Source organism: Bacteroidia bacterium (assembly GCA_027493955.1).
In the GTDB taxonomy this organism is placed as follows: domain Bacteria; phylum Bacteroidota; class Ignavibacteria; order SZUA-365; family SZUA-365; genus JAOSJT01.
In genome coordinates this window covers 2467673-2483754 of the sequence record JAOSJT010000001.1, presented here as the reverse complement: position 1 = coordinate 2483754, position 16082 = coordinate 2467673, and the positions used below count along the sequence as shown (strand labels likewise).

The window sequence follows — 16082 nt, the reverse complement described above, 5'->3', positions numbered from 1 at the left end:
CTACGGGCACTCCGCTGTTCTTGACATGTCTGGAATCTGGACCTGTGAACACCGTGGAGGACGGACGTGTGCGCTTCGACTCCGCACCGTATTAACATTTTTCTCCGAACTCGATTTTTGCCGCGGTGCTTCGCTCAGCGTGACGATATCTTTTAACATTGCCTCAAATGTCACACTCGAAAGAAACCGGCGTGTAGCGATGGTTACCGGACTCAGTGTGACGGAGTTTGTTTTCATTATTTTCAAGACCACATGTCATCCGCGAAATGGAGCGGAGTACGGCACTAGAGATCACGCTCAGCGGAATAGGTGCAACTTGCTGCTGCGAGTACCCAGGGCATTGCGAAGCACAAGCAAATACGTACCGCTCGCGGGGCGGACAGGGAGATGCAGCGTGTGGCGGCCCGGCTCGAGAGAGTGCATGCCGATGCTGAACGTTCGTCTGCCAAGCATATCGTACAGTTCCACCTCGCTCGCAGGCAACGCCGAAGCCGTCTGCACCGTGAAGTCAAGCACACCGGCCGAAAGCGATGCGTATCCGATACTCCATTCTGTCGCTGTCGGGATGCTTTGCACACTGACGCTTATGTCGCCGCTGTAGGGGATTATATAACGGCGGTTGGCCGCCAACGAGGGAACGGTGCGTGTGTGTCCGTTGGGGTAATGCAGGACGAGACTGTCCACGATTGAGGCGGAGCCGAGCCCGAAATGCAGGCGCGTGCTGTGCGTGGCGGCCCGCGAACCGGCGCTGGAGGTCGAAAGCGTTCGTGTGATGGTCTTTCCGCCGACATAGGCCACGACGCGCGTGCCGAATGCGGATTGCGGTACGCCTTCGGCAGGATTGCCCTGCAGAGTCACGGTGATGTAGCCGCCGCCGCGTGGGAAATCGTTGCGGAACAGCGCGACGCCGTCGTGCGGACTGGCGACGAGCAAATCGATATCGCCATCGTTGTCATAGTCCAGGCGCGATACCGTCCAGGCGCCGTGAATCAGGGCGCCGGTGTGCCAGGTCCTGTCGCGGAGGCGGTAGCTGGGCGGCCCTTCATTGAAATAGACACGGGAGTAGCGGGTCGGTTCGCCGTTGCTGCCGGCGGCCTGATAGGAATACTGCGACTGCCAGAGATCGAGCCAGCCGTCGTTGTCCAGGTCCGCCCAGGCGACGCCGCTGTTCATCTCGAAAAACTTCAATCCCATATCACGCTGCATGTTGGTGAAGCTCACGCCCATGTTGTTATGGAATATGAGCGAGGGATTGGAGACGGCCCCGCGCCAATCCGGGTGTCCGAGGTTGCCCACGGCGAGATCGCTCCAGCCGTCGTTGTCGAAGTCGCCGAAGTCGCAACCCATGCCATGGCCGAAATACTGGGGAGAAGCGGTGGGTACGCCGCGCGCGCCGGTTTGCGCACCGACCTCGGTGAAGGTGCCGTCGCCGTTGTTGCGAAAAAGCATATCCGCCGCGAGGCGATAGGTGGCCACGAAAATATCGGTTAACCCGTCGTTGTTGTAGTCGCAGGCGGTGGCGCCCCAGGTGTCGAGATAGGGAGCGGGCTCCGCGGCCGCTATGCCGCTCGCGGCGGTGACGTTCGTGAAGGTGCCGTCGCCGTTATTTTTCCAGAGGCGGTCCTGGAAATAGGTTTCGGTGCCGCCGCTTTCTCGGCGTCCATTTGCAAGGAAGAGATCCAGATGACCGTCGCCGTTGTAGTCGAGCCACACGGCCGATACGGTGGGAGCGGGGTTGCTCAGTCCGCTCGCGGCGGTGACGTCTTCGAAGCGCCCTGTTCCGGTGTTTCGGAACAGTTTATCATTATCACCGCCGTTGAGGACGTAGGCGTCGGGGAGGCCGTCGCTGTCGTAATCGCCCCACATGGCGTAGCCTCCGCCTATGGCCAGAGCGGAGGTGACATTCTCGAAAGTGCCATCGCCTTTGTTCCGGAAGTAATTCCCACCGATGGAAATGTCGTCCCAGCCGTCCGTATCCCAGTCGGTAACCGACGCGATGGCGGATTTGACAGGGAGGCCCGACGTCACGAGTCCGGCCGCGACAGCCACATTCGTGAACGTGGGGGCGGGCGGAGGCAGTGAGCCTTGGCCGTCAGGATAATCATAGCGGACAAGAATGCGGACCATGTAATCGTTGGTGGAGAGGTAGTAGCGGCCGGGACCACCGAGACTGTTGGTTTCGGTGGGATTCATGAGGAAGGACCAGTACGGCGTGGTTTGCGCATCGCTGTCCACGGAGATGCGGGGCCCGCCCGGTTTCAGCCAGTGCTGTATCACGATACGGTCGTAGCCGTCGCTGCGGAGATTTTTATCGCGCACGTCTATGGTTTTCCAGCCGGGAGTGCCGTTGTAGTCCACGACGATCGGATCAATGACGGTGTTGTATCCCCAGACCCAATGCGTGGGAGGCACCGCTCCCTCGGACGCATCTCCGGCAATGATGAGCGTATCCCGCGACGCGGTTTGTCCGAGGTAGTAGATGCGGATTTCCAGCACCGGCAGGGGTCCCGCAACAGGAATGATGACGGATTCGTTGGTGAAGGATGGAGCGTTGTAATAGGCACCAAAGGAGGTGCCGTTGTCACGCTGGATCAATACATCCTGGGCTTGCAACGAGATTGTGCAGAGAAGCACCGTGAGCAGCATTGTCGCAAAAATTTTCATGTCGGACCTGCGGTAAAGAATTGCGGAGCGGATGCTCCGAGTATACGATTTCAGCTGCACAATGACAAGGCCTGTCGATGCGAGCGGAGGCGCAGAGCGCGTAGCGACTGCATCTCGAACGATGGAGATCAAAAGATCGCGCTATGCGCTATGCCCTCCGCACTACGCTCCCGGGCGCCGGATAGGGTTCGTTCTACAGACATCCACTTCGTGCTTAGGGCGCCGGGCAGTCTGCGGGCTCTGATCCCTTTACTCTTTACCCTTCACCTTCACCCGTTAACGTTTAGCGTTAACGGTTAACAGTGTAACGCGCACGATCAATTTCCATTCCGGAGTATCGAATTCCGTATTCCGAAGAAAAGTGCTATTTTTCCCCGATGCTTGTTCAACGAGGAAACAACAATGAGTCAACCGACATCCCCGACGCCCGCGGCAGAAGTGCCGCAGAAATTCCCCGCCACGTTCTGGACGGCCAATCTCACTGAATTATTCGAGCGCGCGGCGTATTACGCTGTCGCGAGTTTCGTGGTGCTGTACCTGGGTCAGCTTGGCCTGGGCGATTACTGGCCGAGCACGCTCAACGGCATCCTTTGGACGCTCGTGTACTTCCTCCCGATTCTCTCCGGTACCATCGCCGATCAGGTGGGCTTCAAGCGCGCGCTGCTGACTGCTTTCATTTTGCTCGCGGCGGGATACTTCCTCATGGGGTATCCGGTCTGGTTTGGCGGGCAGGTGATGAGCGAGATGGTGTCCAGCGAGATCACGGCCGGAGCGGGCGTACTGGTGCCGGTGCTTCTGGGTATCATCATCATCGGCATGGGTGGCTCGGTGATCAAGCCCTGCATTTCAGGAACGGTGCAGAAAACCGCCGCGGGACGCGCGACGCTGGCCTTCGGCATTTTCTATATGGTCATCAACATCGGTTCGCTGGTCGGACGCGGAATCAGCTACTATGTGCGGACCAGCTACGATTTGAGCTTTATTTTCGCGGTCGCTGTCGGCTGTTCCATCGTGGCGTTCATAGTGGTGCTCTTCCTGTACAAGGATACCGAGGAAGACATCGCTGCCCGGCGTAACCGCACAGGCCGTCGCAGTGTGGGACGTATTCTGCTGGACATGGTGCTGGTGCTGAAGAACGTACGCTTCGCGATGTTCCTGCTCGTATCCAGCGGCTTTTTCTTCATCTATAGCCAGGTGTACAACGTGCTGCCGCTGTACCTGAAGAAAGTCGTCGAGACCGATCCGGCGGTGGATATCTACACCATGGCGAATCCCTTCACCATCGTGTTCTTCCAGTTGCTTATCACGAAGACGTTCGGGAAGATGAAGCCGATCAATTCCATCATCGTGGGCATTATCATCATCGGGTTGTCCATGCTCATCAATCTCGTGCCGGTGTTCATGGCCGGCGGCGTGAGGATGGAAGTGATGAATCTGCTTCCGATCGGTTCGCTGTTCATCGTCCTCACCGTGGCGATGATCGCGTTCGGTGAATTGTTCACTTCGGCGCGCACATACGAGTATATCGGTGCGCTGGCACCGAAGGGACAGGAGGGGCTCTTCCTCGGGTACGCGAATCTCCCCATGGCCATCGGCGCACTCATCGGCGGACCGGCGGGCGCGGCGATTTTCAACGAGATCATGTGTAAGAACTCCAGCGTACTCGAGAATGGCTTGCTGGAACTGGACCCCACCTGGAATGCGCTCGGTTGGGTGGTGCTGATGGCCATCGGTCTGGTGTCGGCGTTCAGCATGTGGATGTACAACCGCTGGCTGAAAAAGCAGATCTGACCTGTTTCCAACGACGTGAAAAAAACCCGGCGTGTTGCCGGGTTTTTTATAGATCAGAAGTGATTGCGGTGTTGCGAATTGCGGGAAACGTCGCTACGGAGTGTTGCGGTGAATCATGCGGGGGAAGGGGATAGTTTCGCGGATGTGTTCGAGGCCGCAAATCCAGGAGACGGTCCGCTCGACGCCCAACCCGAAACCGGAATGCGGCACGCTGCCGTAGCGGCGGAGATCCAGGAACCACTGGAACACCTCCTCGGGTAGATTGTGCTCGCGAATGCGCTCCAACAGAAAATCGATATTGTCCTCGCGCTGGCTGCCGCCGATGATTTCGCCGTAGCCCTCCGGAGCGAGTACGTCCATGGCGAGGGCCTTGCTCATATCCTCCGGATCGCGCTTCATGTAGAAAGCCTTCACCGCGGCGGGGTAGCGATGCACGATGACCGGTTTGTCGAAGTACCAGGTCAGCACGGTTTCGTCGCTGCCGCCGAGGTCGTTGCCATGCACGAAGTTTGCGGCCGATTCCTTCCACTTGGGAAGATTGCGCAGCATTTCGGTGATTTCCTCCAGACGGGAGTTGATCTGGATTTCGCGTGCGTCGAATTTGCGGCGGATATGCTCCTTGACCGCGTTGTACTGCTTTTTATTCTCCGCCAATTCACTTCGAAGCGCGGCATCCTCATCGCGCAGGGATTGCATGCGCTCGTCAATCCGGCGGGCGGTTTCCTCGCTGTGCAGCATAGCCACGGCTTCGTCGTAGGAGACTCGGGGAAACGGCGGGAGAATATTTTGCAGCACCGAGGTGTCGCGTTCGAGTATTTCCAGTTCTGCTTTGCGCTCTTGCAGCACCGTCTGTACGATGTGGGAGATGAAGTCCTCCGCGAGGCGCATGTCGTCGTCGAGGTCGAACCAGGCCATCTCGGGTTCCACCATCCAGAATTCGGTGAGGTGACGACGGGTCTTGGATTTTTCCGCGCGGAAGGTCGGTCCAAACACGTAGATGCGCCCGAGCGCCATTGCTCCGGCCTCGCCGTAGAGCTGGCCGGATTGCGTGAGATAGGCCTTGCCGAGATCGAAGTACTCCGTCTCGAACAGCGTGGAGGTCCCTTCGGCCGCGTTGGGTGTCAGAATCGGCGCGTCGAAGAGCACGAAACCGCGGTCGTCGAAGAAATTGCGTATCGCGTTGATGATGGTGTGACGAATGCGAAGAATGGCGGTTTGCCTGCGTGAACGAATCCAGAGATGCCTGCGGTCGGCGAGGAATTCCACCCCGTGTTCTTTCGGGGTGATGGGATACTCGTGGGCGAGGGAAACGACCTGCAGGGTGCGCACGTCCATTTCATAGCCGCCGGGGGCTCGCTCGTCGGCGCGGATGCTTCCGGTGACGATGAAGGAGGATTCCTGCGTGAGCGCCTGGGCGCTGGCGAATTCCTCGGGGGTGAGGGCGTCCGCGGTGGCCACGCACTGACAGATGCCGGTTCCGTCGCGAATGATGAGAAAGACGATTTTCCCTCCGGATCGGCTGTTGTACAGCCATCCCTTGAGGGTCACTTCTTCGCCGACATGGGCTCCCAGATTCTCGATGTAAACGTCAACCATGGTATTCGATGCAGTGTGATACAGATACACAAAATAGGAATTCCCGCCCGTAGTGGAAACTCAGGCTGTTTGCGTCACACGCAGCGCGACGGGCAGGCCGAGTTCCTCCTCCAGCAGTTCTTTACGACGTTCCGCGCCCCAGATCTCGATGCTGGTGTCACATTCCCTGCGCAGCACGGGTTCGATCAGCACGCCGGCGTTCCGCACGGTACATTGCAGGGAGCGGAAAATATTGTTGTGCCTTCTGTCGAGACCGTCGGCAACACGGAGAATGCCCGCAAGCGCGCGGACGATACGCTGGTCCTCATCTTTCAGTCGTGGATAGCCTTCATGCTTGATCTTTGGATGGCTCTTGCGATGATACCGCGCCACGTTGGCGATGATCTCGATCTCCCTGTCGGTGAAGCCGAGCAACTCGCTGTGCCGGATGAGGTAATAGCTGTGCTTGTGATGCTCGGAGTGTGAAATGTGATAGCCGATATCGTGCAGCAGTGCCGCCGCTTCAAGGTATTCGCGCTCCGCATTTCCAAGCCCATGCCGCGGCCGCAATTGGTCGAACAGTTCAAGCGACATGCGGCGGACGGTGTCCGCATGACGGGCTTCGTAATGACAGGATTCGCCGAGATGCAGCACGCTGGCTTTACGGATGTCGGTGAGATGCGCGACCGAGCGCTCTTCGCCGATAAGCTTGTGCAAGGTGTCCAGAAGAATGCCTTCGCGCAGCGCATACTTCGCGGTGACCATGCTGTCGAGTCCGAGCTGCTCGAACACCTGCTCGAGAATCAGCACCCCGGCCACGATAATGTCCGCGCGCGAGGTATCCATCCCTTCGAGTTCGCGCCGCTTGCCCACGGTGCGTGCGCCCAGAATAGCGTCCACGACTCGCGCAAGATCCGCGCGGGTGATGGTGAGATTGTTGGTCTCTTCGGTGAGCAGCGGTGTTCCATTCATGGCCTGCACCATCACTGCGGTACTGATGATGGTGCCTGACGATCCGATGGCGACGTCGATCTGCTTGCCCTGCATGACGCGTGCAATGGGATTGATGGCGCCGGCGAGATGTTCGCGACAGGCGGCGATGTTTTTCGGGCGGATGCTGTCTTCGCGGAAAAATTTCTGCGTAAGCCGCACCGCGCCGAGTTTCAGACTGTTGGCATATTCCACGACGCCGCGCGTGCCGCTGAGAAATTCCGTACTACCGCCTCCGATATCTACAAGCAGAATGTTTTTGTGGTACACGGGCAGGGCTTGCAGCACACCGAGATAAATGAGCCGGGCTTCTTCGTAACCGCTGACGACTTCGATGTCGAGTCCCACGGTATCCCGCGCGCGCTGGAGGAATTCGTCCTGGTTCAGTGCTTCGCGCACGGCGCTGGTGGCCACGGCGCGGACGGGCGCCGCCTGGCTCTGCGCGATGAGCGTGAAGCGACGCAACGTCTCCATGGCCCGCGTCATGGCCTCCTCGCTCAGGTGCTTCATTTCATTGAAGCCCTCGCCCAGACGTACCATTTCCTTGTCCTTGGACACGACGGTGAATTTGCCGTTCGGTTTCACGTCGGCGATGACGAGGTGGAAGGAATTCGTTCCGAGATCAATTGCAGCGAGGCGTCGTATGGTGTTGGGCATGTGCTGTACCTCTCTCGCGTGCGTTTCTGATTGTGTGGGAAAAAATCAGTCCTGCTGCACCGTGGCAAGTTCGCGCTTGCCGACGCGTGCCTCCCGCAGCATATGCGAAAGCACCGTCCACACCTTGTCGGTACTGATGCTGTCGAGCGTGCCGCCGCGGCCGAGAATGAAGTGGTGTTGCGATCCCGGCGGCGCCCATTGCAGCGGATCCGTCGGACCGAACAGGGAAAGGGTTGGGGTGCCGACACCGGCTGATACGTGCATCATGCCGGTGTCGTTGGTTACGAATACATCGCAGTGACTGATCACCGAGGCGACATGCCGAATGGGTTCCTTATGCAGCACGAGGCATTGGTTCGGCATGTTGAGCGACATTTCGCGCAGCGGCTCATCGTCGTCGGGGCCTGCGGTAATGACGATGAAGGCGCCATAGATTTCCGCGCAGCGATTGGCGATTTCCGCGAAGCGGAGGGCATCCCAGCGGTTGGGGATTTTCGCCGCGCCGGGATGGAAACCCACGACGACATCGCGGGCTCCGCGTGCTGCGTCGAGTGTGCCGCGTCCGGTGGAGCGTTCCTCGTCCGAGAGGCCGATATGCAACTCGATGGAATCGTCTTCGAGCACCAGAATGGAAGCGATATCGAGATTGCGCTGGGTCTGATGCTTGTTGGGATCGGTGGACCAATCGAGATCCACCTGCACATTGTAAAAATACCCCGTGATGTTTTTTTTGCCGTTGAGCGACCGCGGACCGATGCGGCGCGGGGCGCCGGACAGCCAGGCCAGCACGTCGCTGGTGACGGACATGGATACGGTGGCCGGTGTGATGGCCAGGTCGAATTCCCGCCGCTTCAGGGCGCGGCCGAAGCGGAATACCTGCATGGGCGATTGCAGGAATTTTGCCTTGTCGTACACGATAATTTCGTCGAGTACCGCGGAGCCGCGGAGAATTTCGCTGTTGAGCGGCCGCGAGAGCAGCGCGATATGCGCGTCGGGATACGTGCGTCGCAGGGCGCGAAAGAGGGGCACGGCGCAGAGCATGTCGCCGAGCTGATTATGCTGACGAATGACGAGAATGCGGCGTACGGACGAACGGGGCACCGTGGTGACGGGGCGCGAATGCACAAGCATGCGCAGCAGTGAGAACAGGAAGCGTTTGACGCCTTTCTCGAGCTTGCTCATTCGTTCCGCGTTTCCTTACCGCCGGACGATGTGCGCGTGTCGTCGTCCAGCTCCTCGAAATCGGCGTCCACGGCTTTGCCGGCGTACCGCCTTCCGCGGGACGCACCCGCGCCGGTCGCGCGTTGCTGCTTCATCCCCGTGATTCCGCCGAGCACCCGCCGGATCAGCCAGAAAATGCCGTAAAAAATCAAACCATACAGAATTGTTCGAAAAAGCATTACTGACCCCGTGCGATGCGAGACATGGGCGTGTAGTATTCGACAGCAACATGATTGGGCTTGGTGATTTCCCGGATCAGTTCATCGAGGTGATCTTCATGCCGGACGAAATCAATTTCCGTGGCGTTGACGATGAGCAGGGGAGAGCCCTTGAAGCGGAAAAAGAAGTAATTATACGCGTCGTTGAGATCGGTGATGTATTTGCGGGAAATCGTTTTCTCGAAATCGCGGCCGCGCATACGTATGTTCTGCATCAGTCTGTCCACGCTGGACTGCAAGTACACGACGAGGTCGGGCTTTGCGAGATTTTTCTCCATATTCGCCGCTAGCATGTCGTAGAGATGCAACTCGTCGTCCTGCAGGTTGAGATGCGCGAAAATTCTGTCTTTTTCGAAAATGTAATCCGTGAGCAGATACTCCGCGAACAGCTCTTTTTGCGCGAGCGCCTGAAGCTGCTTGTAGCGGGTAAGGAGGAAAAAGAGTTGGGTCTGGAAACCGTAGCGTTCGGGATTCTGATAGAAGCGGGAGAGGAAGGGATTTTCCTCGAAACGCTCGAGAACGAGCTGACCGCCGAGACGTTCGTGCAGCAGACGTGTGAGACTGGTCTTTCCCGCCCCGATCACGCCTTCGATCGCTATGTACCGGACTTCATGTTCCACGCGCTTCTCCATCGCCGTGCACCGTGTGCAGATACAGGCGGAAATCGGTTGGTGTCACGGATCCGCTGTCAGGGCAGCGCAGAGCCAACTCGCTGATGGTATGGCCGCTCACGGGATGCTTCAGCAGCGGAGCAAGATCGCGGAGCGGCACGAGAACGAAGTTTCTGTGCTCCATCATCGGATGCGGGATGCGAAGGTCATCCGATTGCAAAACGCGCTCTCCGTACAGCAGAATGTCTATGTCTATGATGCGCGGACCGTTTTTCGGACCTGGCACTCTTCCGAGCGTACGTTCGATCTGTTTCAGCTGTTCGAAGAGCGCTGGCGGTTCCAGCGTCGTGACGACTTCCAGCACACAATTGAGAAAGCCGGGTTGCTGATACTCGCCCCAGGGCGAGGTCTCGTACACCGCGGAGCAGCGCAAGGGCATCGTATCCCCCAGGTCCGCGATGTGATCCACAGCAGCTTGCAGCATGGCGGTGCGGTCACCGAGATTGGAGCCGAGGCCGAGATAGACGGTTGTTTCAGCGATATTCATCGACTTCGACTTCCACCGTATCAATGGCGCCTTTGATCGGGACGCCGGGTTTGCGGACGCGGACGTTGACGGACTCGGCCTCGGGGAAGCGGTCCAGGATTTCTCTTGCGATACGCCACGCCATGGACTCGAGCAGTTTGAAGCTGTGATTCGTCACGAGGTTTTGAATCAACAGATACACCGCTTCGTAATTGACCGTCTTCGAAAGGTCATCGTTTCTGGCCGCTTCGGTGAAATCCGTGCAGATATCCACATCGACGTGAAAGCGGGCGCCGAGCGAGCGCTCTTCCGCGTAATTGCCGTGATAACCGAAGAAAACGGCGTTATGGAGTCGGATATGGTGCCGCTTCTGCATCCACTCAAACTACGCTACATCCTGTTCTCACACAACCGGTTGAACGCCCTCGCCCAACACGTCCAGAGCGTAACGGAGCCGGCGGAGGCAGCAGTCTCTTCCGAGCACTTCCATCACGTCGAAAAGGCTCGGCGAGGTGGCAAGGCCGGTGAAGGCGAGGCGCAGGGGATGTATCAGCTTCCCGGCACCGATACCCCTGCGCTCGGCCTCGGCGCGGATAAAGGCCTCCAGAGACACGGCATCGAAGGGCTGTGCTTCGAGCGCCGTCAGCAAATCCCTCAGTACGTCCGGCAGGGGCTGCTTCCAGTGTTTGGCGACGGCTGCCTCATCGTATGTTTCAGGGTCGCGGAAGAAGTACATGGCGGCGTCAAAGAAGTCCGGCAGGAGCACGATGCGCTCGCGCAACAGAGGCAGAATGCGGCGGACGCTCTCCACATCCGCTTCGGGAAGGTCAGCCGGACGGAAGTGCATCACCTCGTCGAGCAGCGTATCCGTGTCGAGCCGGCGAATGTGCTGGCCGTTCATCCAGCGGAGCTTCTCTTCATCGAAAACAGAACTTTTTTTAAGAATGCGACGCACATCGAAGGAATCGATCAGTTCGTCGCGGGAAAGGATTTCGCGGTCATCACCGGGCGACCATCCCAGCAGGGCGAGGAAATTGAAGACCGTTGACGCGAGGTAGCCGCGCTGCTGGAATTCCCCCAGCGAGGTGGCCCCGTGGCGCTTCGACAGCCGCTTCTTGTCGGCGCCAAGAATCAACGGCAGGTGACCGAACATCGGAGCTTCGTAACCGAACGCCTTGTACAGCAGAAATTGCTTGGGCGTGTTGGAAAGATGGTCGTCGCCGCGCAGCACATGCGTCACGCCCATGTCGTGATCGTCCACGACGACGGCGACCATGTAGGTGGGTGTGCCATCGGAGCGGAGGAGGACGAAATCGTCGAGTTCTTCGTAATTGAAGGAGGTTTCGTCGTGCACGATGTCGCTGAAGGTGATGCGCGCATCGGGCACGGCGAAGCGCAGCACGCGCGGCATGCCCGCGGCGTCGTTGCGCGCACGGTCTTCGGCGGTGAGTGCGCGGCAGCCGCGGTCGTAGAGAAAGGCCCCGCCCGCCTGCTCGGCCGCGGCGCGTTTGATCTCGAGCTCCTCCTGCGAGCAGTAGCACCAGTACGCCTTGCCCTCGTCCAGCAGACGCAGGCACTCGTCGCGGTGCCGCTCGATGCGTGAAGATTGAATGAGGGGCTCGTCGTCCCAGTCTATGCCCAGCCAGCGGAGGCCGTTGAGTATTTCGCGCGTCATTGCGTCGCTCGAGCGCTGCCGGTCGGTGTCTTCGATGCGCAGGAGGAAGCGTCCGCCCTGACTGCGGGCGAACAGCCAGTTGAAAATCGCGGTCCGCGCGCCGCCGACGTGGAGATACCCGGTGGGACTGGGGGCGAAGCGGACGGTGAGATGGTCAGTCATGCAAGGTCGGTGGTTGAAGGTGAGTGGAAAGGTTCGGCGCTCATTCCCCGTGTTGTGCTGTTCAGGGGATCAACGTATCCTGTTTCGGTCGTCGCTTCCAGATCAGACGCAGCGTGAACAGCAGCACGAGCAGCGACATCACGCTCCAGAGCACACCCCAGACGATGGCGGGGATGCCGGTGGCCGAAGCCATGATGCTTGCGTCCGTGAGCCGGTGCTCGAGCGTGATGAGATCTTCCTGCACATCGATGAGCGCGTACAGGCAGCTTACCGTTCCGAGATACTGCACGGCGAGCGGCAGCCAGAATTCGGAGAAATAGCGCGCCGCCGCGAGCAGTGCCGCACCGAAGAGCACACCGAACACCAGGCCGAACACATTGCGCACAAAGAGCAGCGTCACGAGCAGGACGGCGATGCCGAGCGCCGCCGCGAGAACGCGTGTGCCCCGGCCGCGCACCGATGCCAGCAGTATCAGCGAGCCGAACAGCATGCTGCCGACATAGCCGCTGGATACCACCAGCCAGTGCCAGCCGCCGCGCGTGACGGCAAGGCCGCCAATACGGGAGTCGATTTCGATGCGCTCGACACTGCCGCCCGTGAGGATGGCGGCCAGCGCATGCGCGGCCTCATGGAGCAGGACCACGAACAGCTTGACTGGTGCAATGAACACAGAGTCCCAGAAGACTATGGACAGAAGAACGAGCAGCAGCAGTGCCGCATTTCTGTACGTCGTATGTTCGGGCGACGAACGCATCATCGTGAAATCTATACCCCCGGAGCGGCGAATGCAAACAGGAAGCGTCGCGTCGGGACGGTGGAAATGGGTGGTGAAAGCAGCCGGCATCCCTGACTTCGCCATTGCAGCACCCGAGACACGTGAAAGAATCACAATATCCTCCTCGCTGCAGAAGGCTCATTGAATCGCGAAACGAGAACAGCACCATCTCGTCACTTTGCGTCTTTGCTTCTCTGCGACGTTGCGTTCCATTCTTCGGAAATCAGAGGGGAATTCAACGCAAAGACGCCAAGGTGCAAAGACGCAAAGAATGGCTATTCTCACGAGTCCTGTCGCTTCATGAAGTAGGCACTTCCGTCCTGATATCGCCAATGCAGCACCCAAATCACAACCGGAATTCCCGTAAATCATTGAAAACAATGACTCACATTTGCAACCCAAAAAAGCGTGAGGAAGTCAGGAAACAAGAAGCGTCGCGTCGGGACGGTGGAAATGGGTGGTGAAAACGGCCGGCATCGGCACGACGAACATCTGTTTGCCCGGGGGTAGATGCCTGGATGTACCCGCTGCCATGAGAGTTGCGTGCGATGCTCAGGGATGTCGCACCGTCCACCCGGCGTGCAGGCGGGAAGCGGAGACCCAGGCGTAAACAGAGGTCCCCCGCGCCTCCAGACGCACGGTATCGCTGCGAGCCCTGTACTCTTCTGTGGCCTCAGGCAGTCACTTTGTCACCAACACTTTCGCGGTTCGCACACCGTCTGACCCTGGGGCGGTAAGTATGTACACGCCTTGTGCGAGATCTTGAATCTGCATACTTCCATATGCATTGGGTCCGTTGCACAGCAGTGGAGCCTCTGCTACACGGCGACCAAGCAGATCGTAGAGTTGCGCCCGTCTTGCTTCGGGTACTGCTCCATCCACCACAAAGCGCAATTCGTTACGGGCGGGTTGAGGGTACGTATGAAGTCGTGGTAGTTGCAGCGGCATGTTACCAGTTTCGATTCGGTTTGTCGAGGGATCATACTTAATGCGATATAAACCATAATTCGGTCTCAGAACATAGATGTACGTGTCGGTTTTATCGACATGAATGGTCCATCCTCTGCTCAAATTATGCATCTCCGGCGTCCATATCGAATTCCCCTCTTGATCGCGCAATAATCGCCAGCGGTCATTATGAAAAATGTACATCCCCGTATCTGTTTCAAGTATGATTTCTCCATGAGACTGGAAATTTTGTATGTGTTGAACGCGACCACTGAACCCCGATGGCATCCTCTTCCATGAACAACCATAATCAGTGGAACAAGAATCCGCTGTATTATAGAGAAAATAGCGATCCGCATTCGTGGTATACAAATTGTAGGTATGGTTGTTATCGCGCTCATTAATATTTATACAGGAATACGAACGTCCACCGTCTGGTGTATAATAAAAGCCGCCGACGTCATTTTGTAAGGGGTCCTTCTCTATGGCGACTATAACTATCCTCAGAGGATCCAATTGCGACGGCCATGGCGTTACTGCGGACACACTGGCAGGGATGCCGAACCACTGCCAGGAGGTTCCGTGATTCGACGACCATCCGATAGTGGAGGTATGCTTGGATACATAAATCCAACCCGGAAATCGTTCAGAAGGGATTGCTCTGAATGTTCGCGTCGATGTTCTGTCAATGGGTATCGGCCGTGAAATGGAAGTTGTAATCAGTATCGTATCCGGTACGCTCTGACCAGCCACACCCGATATCAATGCAAAGCGTCCATCGGGCACGTCAACATGCAGGTAGTATCGCGAGGGCCTTCCCGCGTCCACAAAGAGTTCATAGACGGCGCGGGAGGTAAACAGAGTGTCCCAGGTCATCCCGCCATCGTCGCTCTCCAGTAAGGCGTAGTTGCTTTGAAGCTTTCCACCGTCCGAAATAAGTACGAACATTGTATCGTCGTGGGCATGCGCAAATTCAATGCTCGCAAAATTAAAGAGTACCGGCGCGGATGGCACCTCGGACCAGGTGGTCCCATAATCCATGGATCGAAGAATCCCACGAATCGGGACGGTTGCGATAAGAACTGTATCCACAAGAACAACATCCAGAATGAGGAAATTTGTCAGTTGTGTAAAGGTTTTTCCGGAATCCATGGATCGCAGCAATGATTGGCACGGTTGAATAATGTCCATTGTATCATTTATGTGGAAATGCTTTCCGTCATAACGATTACAATCTCCTCCGATAACTTGAATCGTTTGCGGGTTCAACTGCCGCCATGTTTTACCGGTATCGCATGATTCAAATACCTTCAAGTTATCAATACCGGATGTCAAGCGAAATACACGTCTACCGCTCCTGAGGAAGGAATGGATAAATGAACGTATAGAGTCCGGAAGTGGATATGGGATCCAATCATTTCCACCATTCGTCGTCACGACAATGGAATTCTTTACCTTGTAACCCTGTTTCAAGGCCATAATTATACTCCCATCTGTGGAAGCAGTACAAAAGTCAGTGACTGTTCCAGAGCCGAGATTCTTTGGTCCTATTTCCCTCCATGAATCGCCATCATCTGTTGATTTGTACAGGGATTCCGTGTCGCTATCCCAGACGAAGATCGATCCATCCGCTGTTACCTTTGTTTGACTGTAAGCAAAATAATGATCGCTCCCCGGCACAGGCAGAGAGTCCCATACGACACCGTCAGCATCTGATCGCCATAATCCATTCAACGAGGTCGCGTATATGCGCCCTTGCGGATCAAACGTAAAATTCACAAAGCTTTGATCGAAGCGGAAGGTCTCGTTCCGCATACGAGCCCAGCTATTCCCTCCGTTCTTTGTTCTGAAGAAATTCCCTTGCCGGTTATACCCGATGATGTCCTTTTCGTTGTAGGGATTCTGGACCAATTTATCGAGTTGCCCGCCATTCAGCGGCAAGCGCTCCCATTGCTGGGTGTCAAGCGGTTGGCACAACAGGCACAGCAACACCAGGATGAAATATCTCATGGTGCACTCAGAATCTGGCTTTGCTCCGTGGGGAAGTTCAGGCGAATGAACCGCGGAGCAACGCTGTATCGGATGCCACATGCGTATATACCTCCAAAGCGGTATAAATATCTTAAAGGGAAGGTACGGAATTGTTTTGACAAGGGCAATCGTCGTTGCGTACAAGAGACGTTGCGTGCAAGAGACGTTGCGTGCAAGAGGCGTTGCGTGCAACGTCTCTACTGCGCACAATACACATTCGGGACGATGTGGAGTTGCT

Annotated in this window: 12 protein-coding genes; 1 reads left to right on the top strand and 11 read right to left on the bottom strand. The window is 57.3% G+C overall.

Features of this window, described 5'->3' with window-relative positions:
- Positions 1–297: 297 nt before the first annotated feature.
- On the bottom strand, positions 298–2664 hold the full coding sequence (locus M5R41_09295; protein ID MCZ7556583.1) for a CRTAC1 family protein: 2367 nt from the start codon (positions 2662–2664) through the stop codon (positions 298–300).
- Between the two features lie 402 nt (positions 2665–3066).
- On the opposite strand from M5R41_09295, the gene M5R41_09290 reads away from it, so the two are divergent.
- The gene (locus M5R41_09290) at positions 3067–4455 is read left to right on the top strand and encodes an MFS transporter (GenBank protein MCZ7556582.1); all 1389 of its coding nucleotides are present in this window, start codon (positions 3067–3069) and stop codon (positions 4453–4455) included.
- Positions 4456–4548: 93 nt separating this feature from the next.
- Here the strand turns inward: M5R41_09290 and M5R41_09285 are convergent, their stop codons facing one another.
- The 10 genes from M5R41_09285 to M5R41_09240 all read right to left on the bottom strand — a co-directional run bounded on the left by M5R41_09285 (position 4549) and on the right by M5R41_09240 (position 15823).
- Positions 4549–6051, bottom strand: a complete 1503-nt coding sequence (locus M5R41_09285) for an asparagine--tRNA ligase (GenBank protein MCZ7556581.1) — start codon at positions 6049–6051, stop codon at positions 4549–4551.
- 60 nt (positions 6052–6111) lie between these two features.
- Complete coding sequence (locus M5R41_09280; GenBank protein MCZ7556580.1) at positions 6112–7677, bottom strand: Ppx/GppA family phosphatase; 1566 nt, start codon at positions 7675–7677, stop codon at positions 6112–6114.
- 45 nt (positions 7678–7722) lie between these two features.
- Positions 7723–8859, bottom strand: coding sequence for a glycosyltransferase family 9 protein (locus tag M5R41_09275; protein MCZ7556579.1), 1137 nt, complete (start codon positions 8857–8859; stop codon positions 7723–7725).
- Positions 8856–9077: a hypothetical protein gene (locus M5R41_09270; protein ID MCZ7556578.1), complete on the bottom strand. Its 222-nt coding sequence runs from the start codon at positions 9075–9077 to the stop codon at positions 8856–8858. Before M5R41_09270 ends, M5R41_09275 begins: the two co-directional genes overlap by 4 nt.
- Positions 9077–9736: a deoxynucleoside kinase gene (locus M5R41_09265; protein MCZ7556577.1), complete on the bottom strand. Its 660-nt coding sequence runs from the start codon at positions 9734–9736 to the stop codon at positions 9077–9079. Before M5R41_09265 ends, M5R41_09270 begins: the two co-directional genes overlap by 1 nt.
- Positions 9726–10274, bottom strand: a complete 549-nt coding sequence (gene folK, locus M5R41_09260) for a 2-amino-4-hydroxy-6-hydroxymethyldihydropteridine diphosphokinase (GenBank protein MCZ7556576.1) — start codon at positions 10272–10274, stop codon at positions 9726–9728. Before folK ends, M5R41_09265 begins: the two co-directional genes overlap by 11 nt.
- Positions 10261–10629: a dihydroneopterin aldolase gene (gene folB / locus M5R41_09255; GenBank protein MCZ7556575.1), complete on the bottom strand. Its 369-nt coding sequence runs from the start codon at positions 10627–10629 to the stop codon at positions 10261–10263. The genes folK and folB overlap by 14 nt, the downstream gene beginning before the upstream one ends.
- Before the next feature lie 27 nt (positions 10630–10656).
- Entirely contained in the window at positions 10657–12090 is a 1434-nt protein-coding gene (gltX, locus tag M5R41_09250; GenBank protein MCZ7556574.1) for a glutamate--tRNA ligase, read from the bottom strand.
- Between the two features lie 61 nt (positions 12091–12151).
- Positions 12152–12979: a M50 family metallopeptidase gene (locus M5R41_09245; GenBank protein ID MCZ7556573.1), complete on the bottom strand. Its 828-nt coding sequence runs from the start codon at positions 12977–12979 to the stop codon at positions 12152–12154.
- Positions 12980–13546: 567 nt separating this feature from the next.
- Positions 13547–15823 (bottom strand): hypothetical protein, encoded by a 2277-nt coding sequence (locus M5R41_09240; protein ID MCZ7556572.1) that lies wholly within the window; start codon positions 15821–15823, stop codon positions 13547–13549.
- Between the last annotated feature and the right edge of the window lie 259 nt (positions 15824–16082).

What these genes read in the sequence shown, in the direction of transcription:
- M5R41_09295 (MCZ7556583.1), bottom strand. Translation starts at nt 2,664, where the DNA reads ATGAAAATTTTTGCGACAATGCTGCTCACGGTGCTTCTCTGCACAATC.
- M5R41_09290 (MCZ7556582.1), top strand. Translation starts at nt 3,067, where the DNA reads ATGAGTCAACCGACATCCCCGACGCCCGCGGCAGAAGTGCCGCAGAAA.
- M5R41_09285 (MCZ7556581.1), bottom strand. Translation starts at nt 6,051, where the DNA reads ATGGTTGACGTTTACATCGAGAATCTGGGAGCCCATGTCGGCGAAGAA.
- M5R41_09280 (MCZ7556580.1), bottom strand. Translation starts at nt 7,677, where the DNA reads ATGCCCAACACCATACGACGCCTCGCTGCAATTGATCTCGGAACGAAT.
- M5R41_09275 (MCZ7556579.1), bottom strand. Translation starts at nt 8,859, where the DNA reads ATGAGCAAGCTCGAGAAAGGCGTCAAACGCTTCCTGTTCTCACTGCTG.
- M5R41_09270 (MCZ7556578.1), bottom strand. Translation starts at nt 9,077, where the DNA reads ATGCTTTTTCGAACAATTCTGTATGGTTTGATTTTTTACGGCATTTTC.
- folK (MCZ7556576.1), bottom strand. Translation starts at nt 10,274, where the DNA reads ATGAATATCGCTGAAACAACCGTCTATCTCGGCCTCGGCTCCAATCTC.
- folB (MCZ7556575.1), bottom strand. Translation starts at nt 10,629, where the DNA reads ATGCAGAAGCGGCACCATATCCGACTCCATAACGCCGTTTTCTTCGGT.
- gltX (MCZ7556574.1), bottom strand. Translation starts at nt 12,090, where the DNA reads ATGACTGACCATCTCACCGTCCGCTTCGCCCCCAGTCCCACCGGGTAT.
- M5R41_09240 (MCZ7556572.1), bottom strand. Translation starts at nt 15,823, where the DNA reads ATGAGATATTTCATCCTGGTGTTGCTGTGCCTGTTGTGCCAACCGCTT.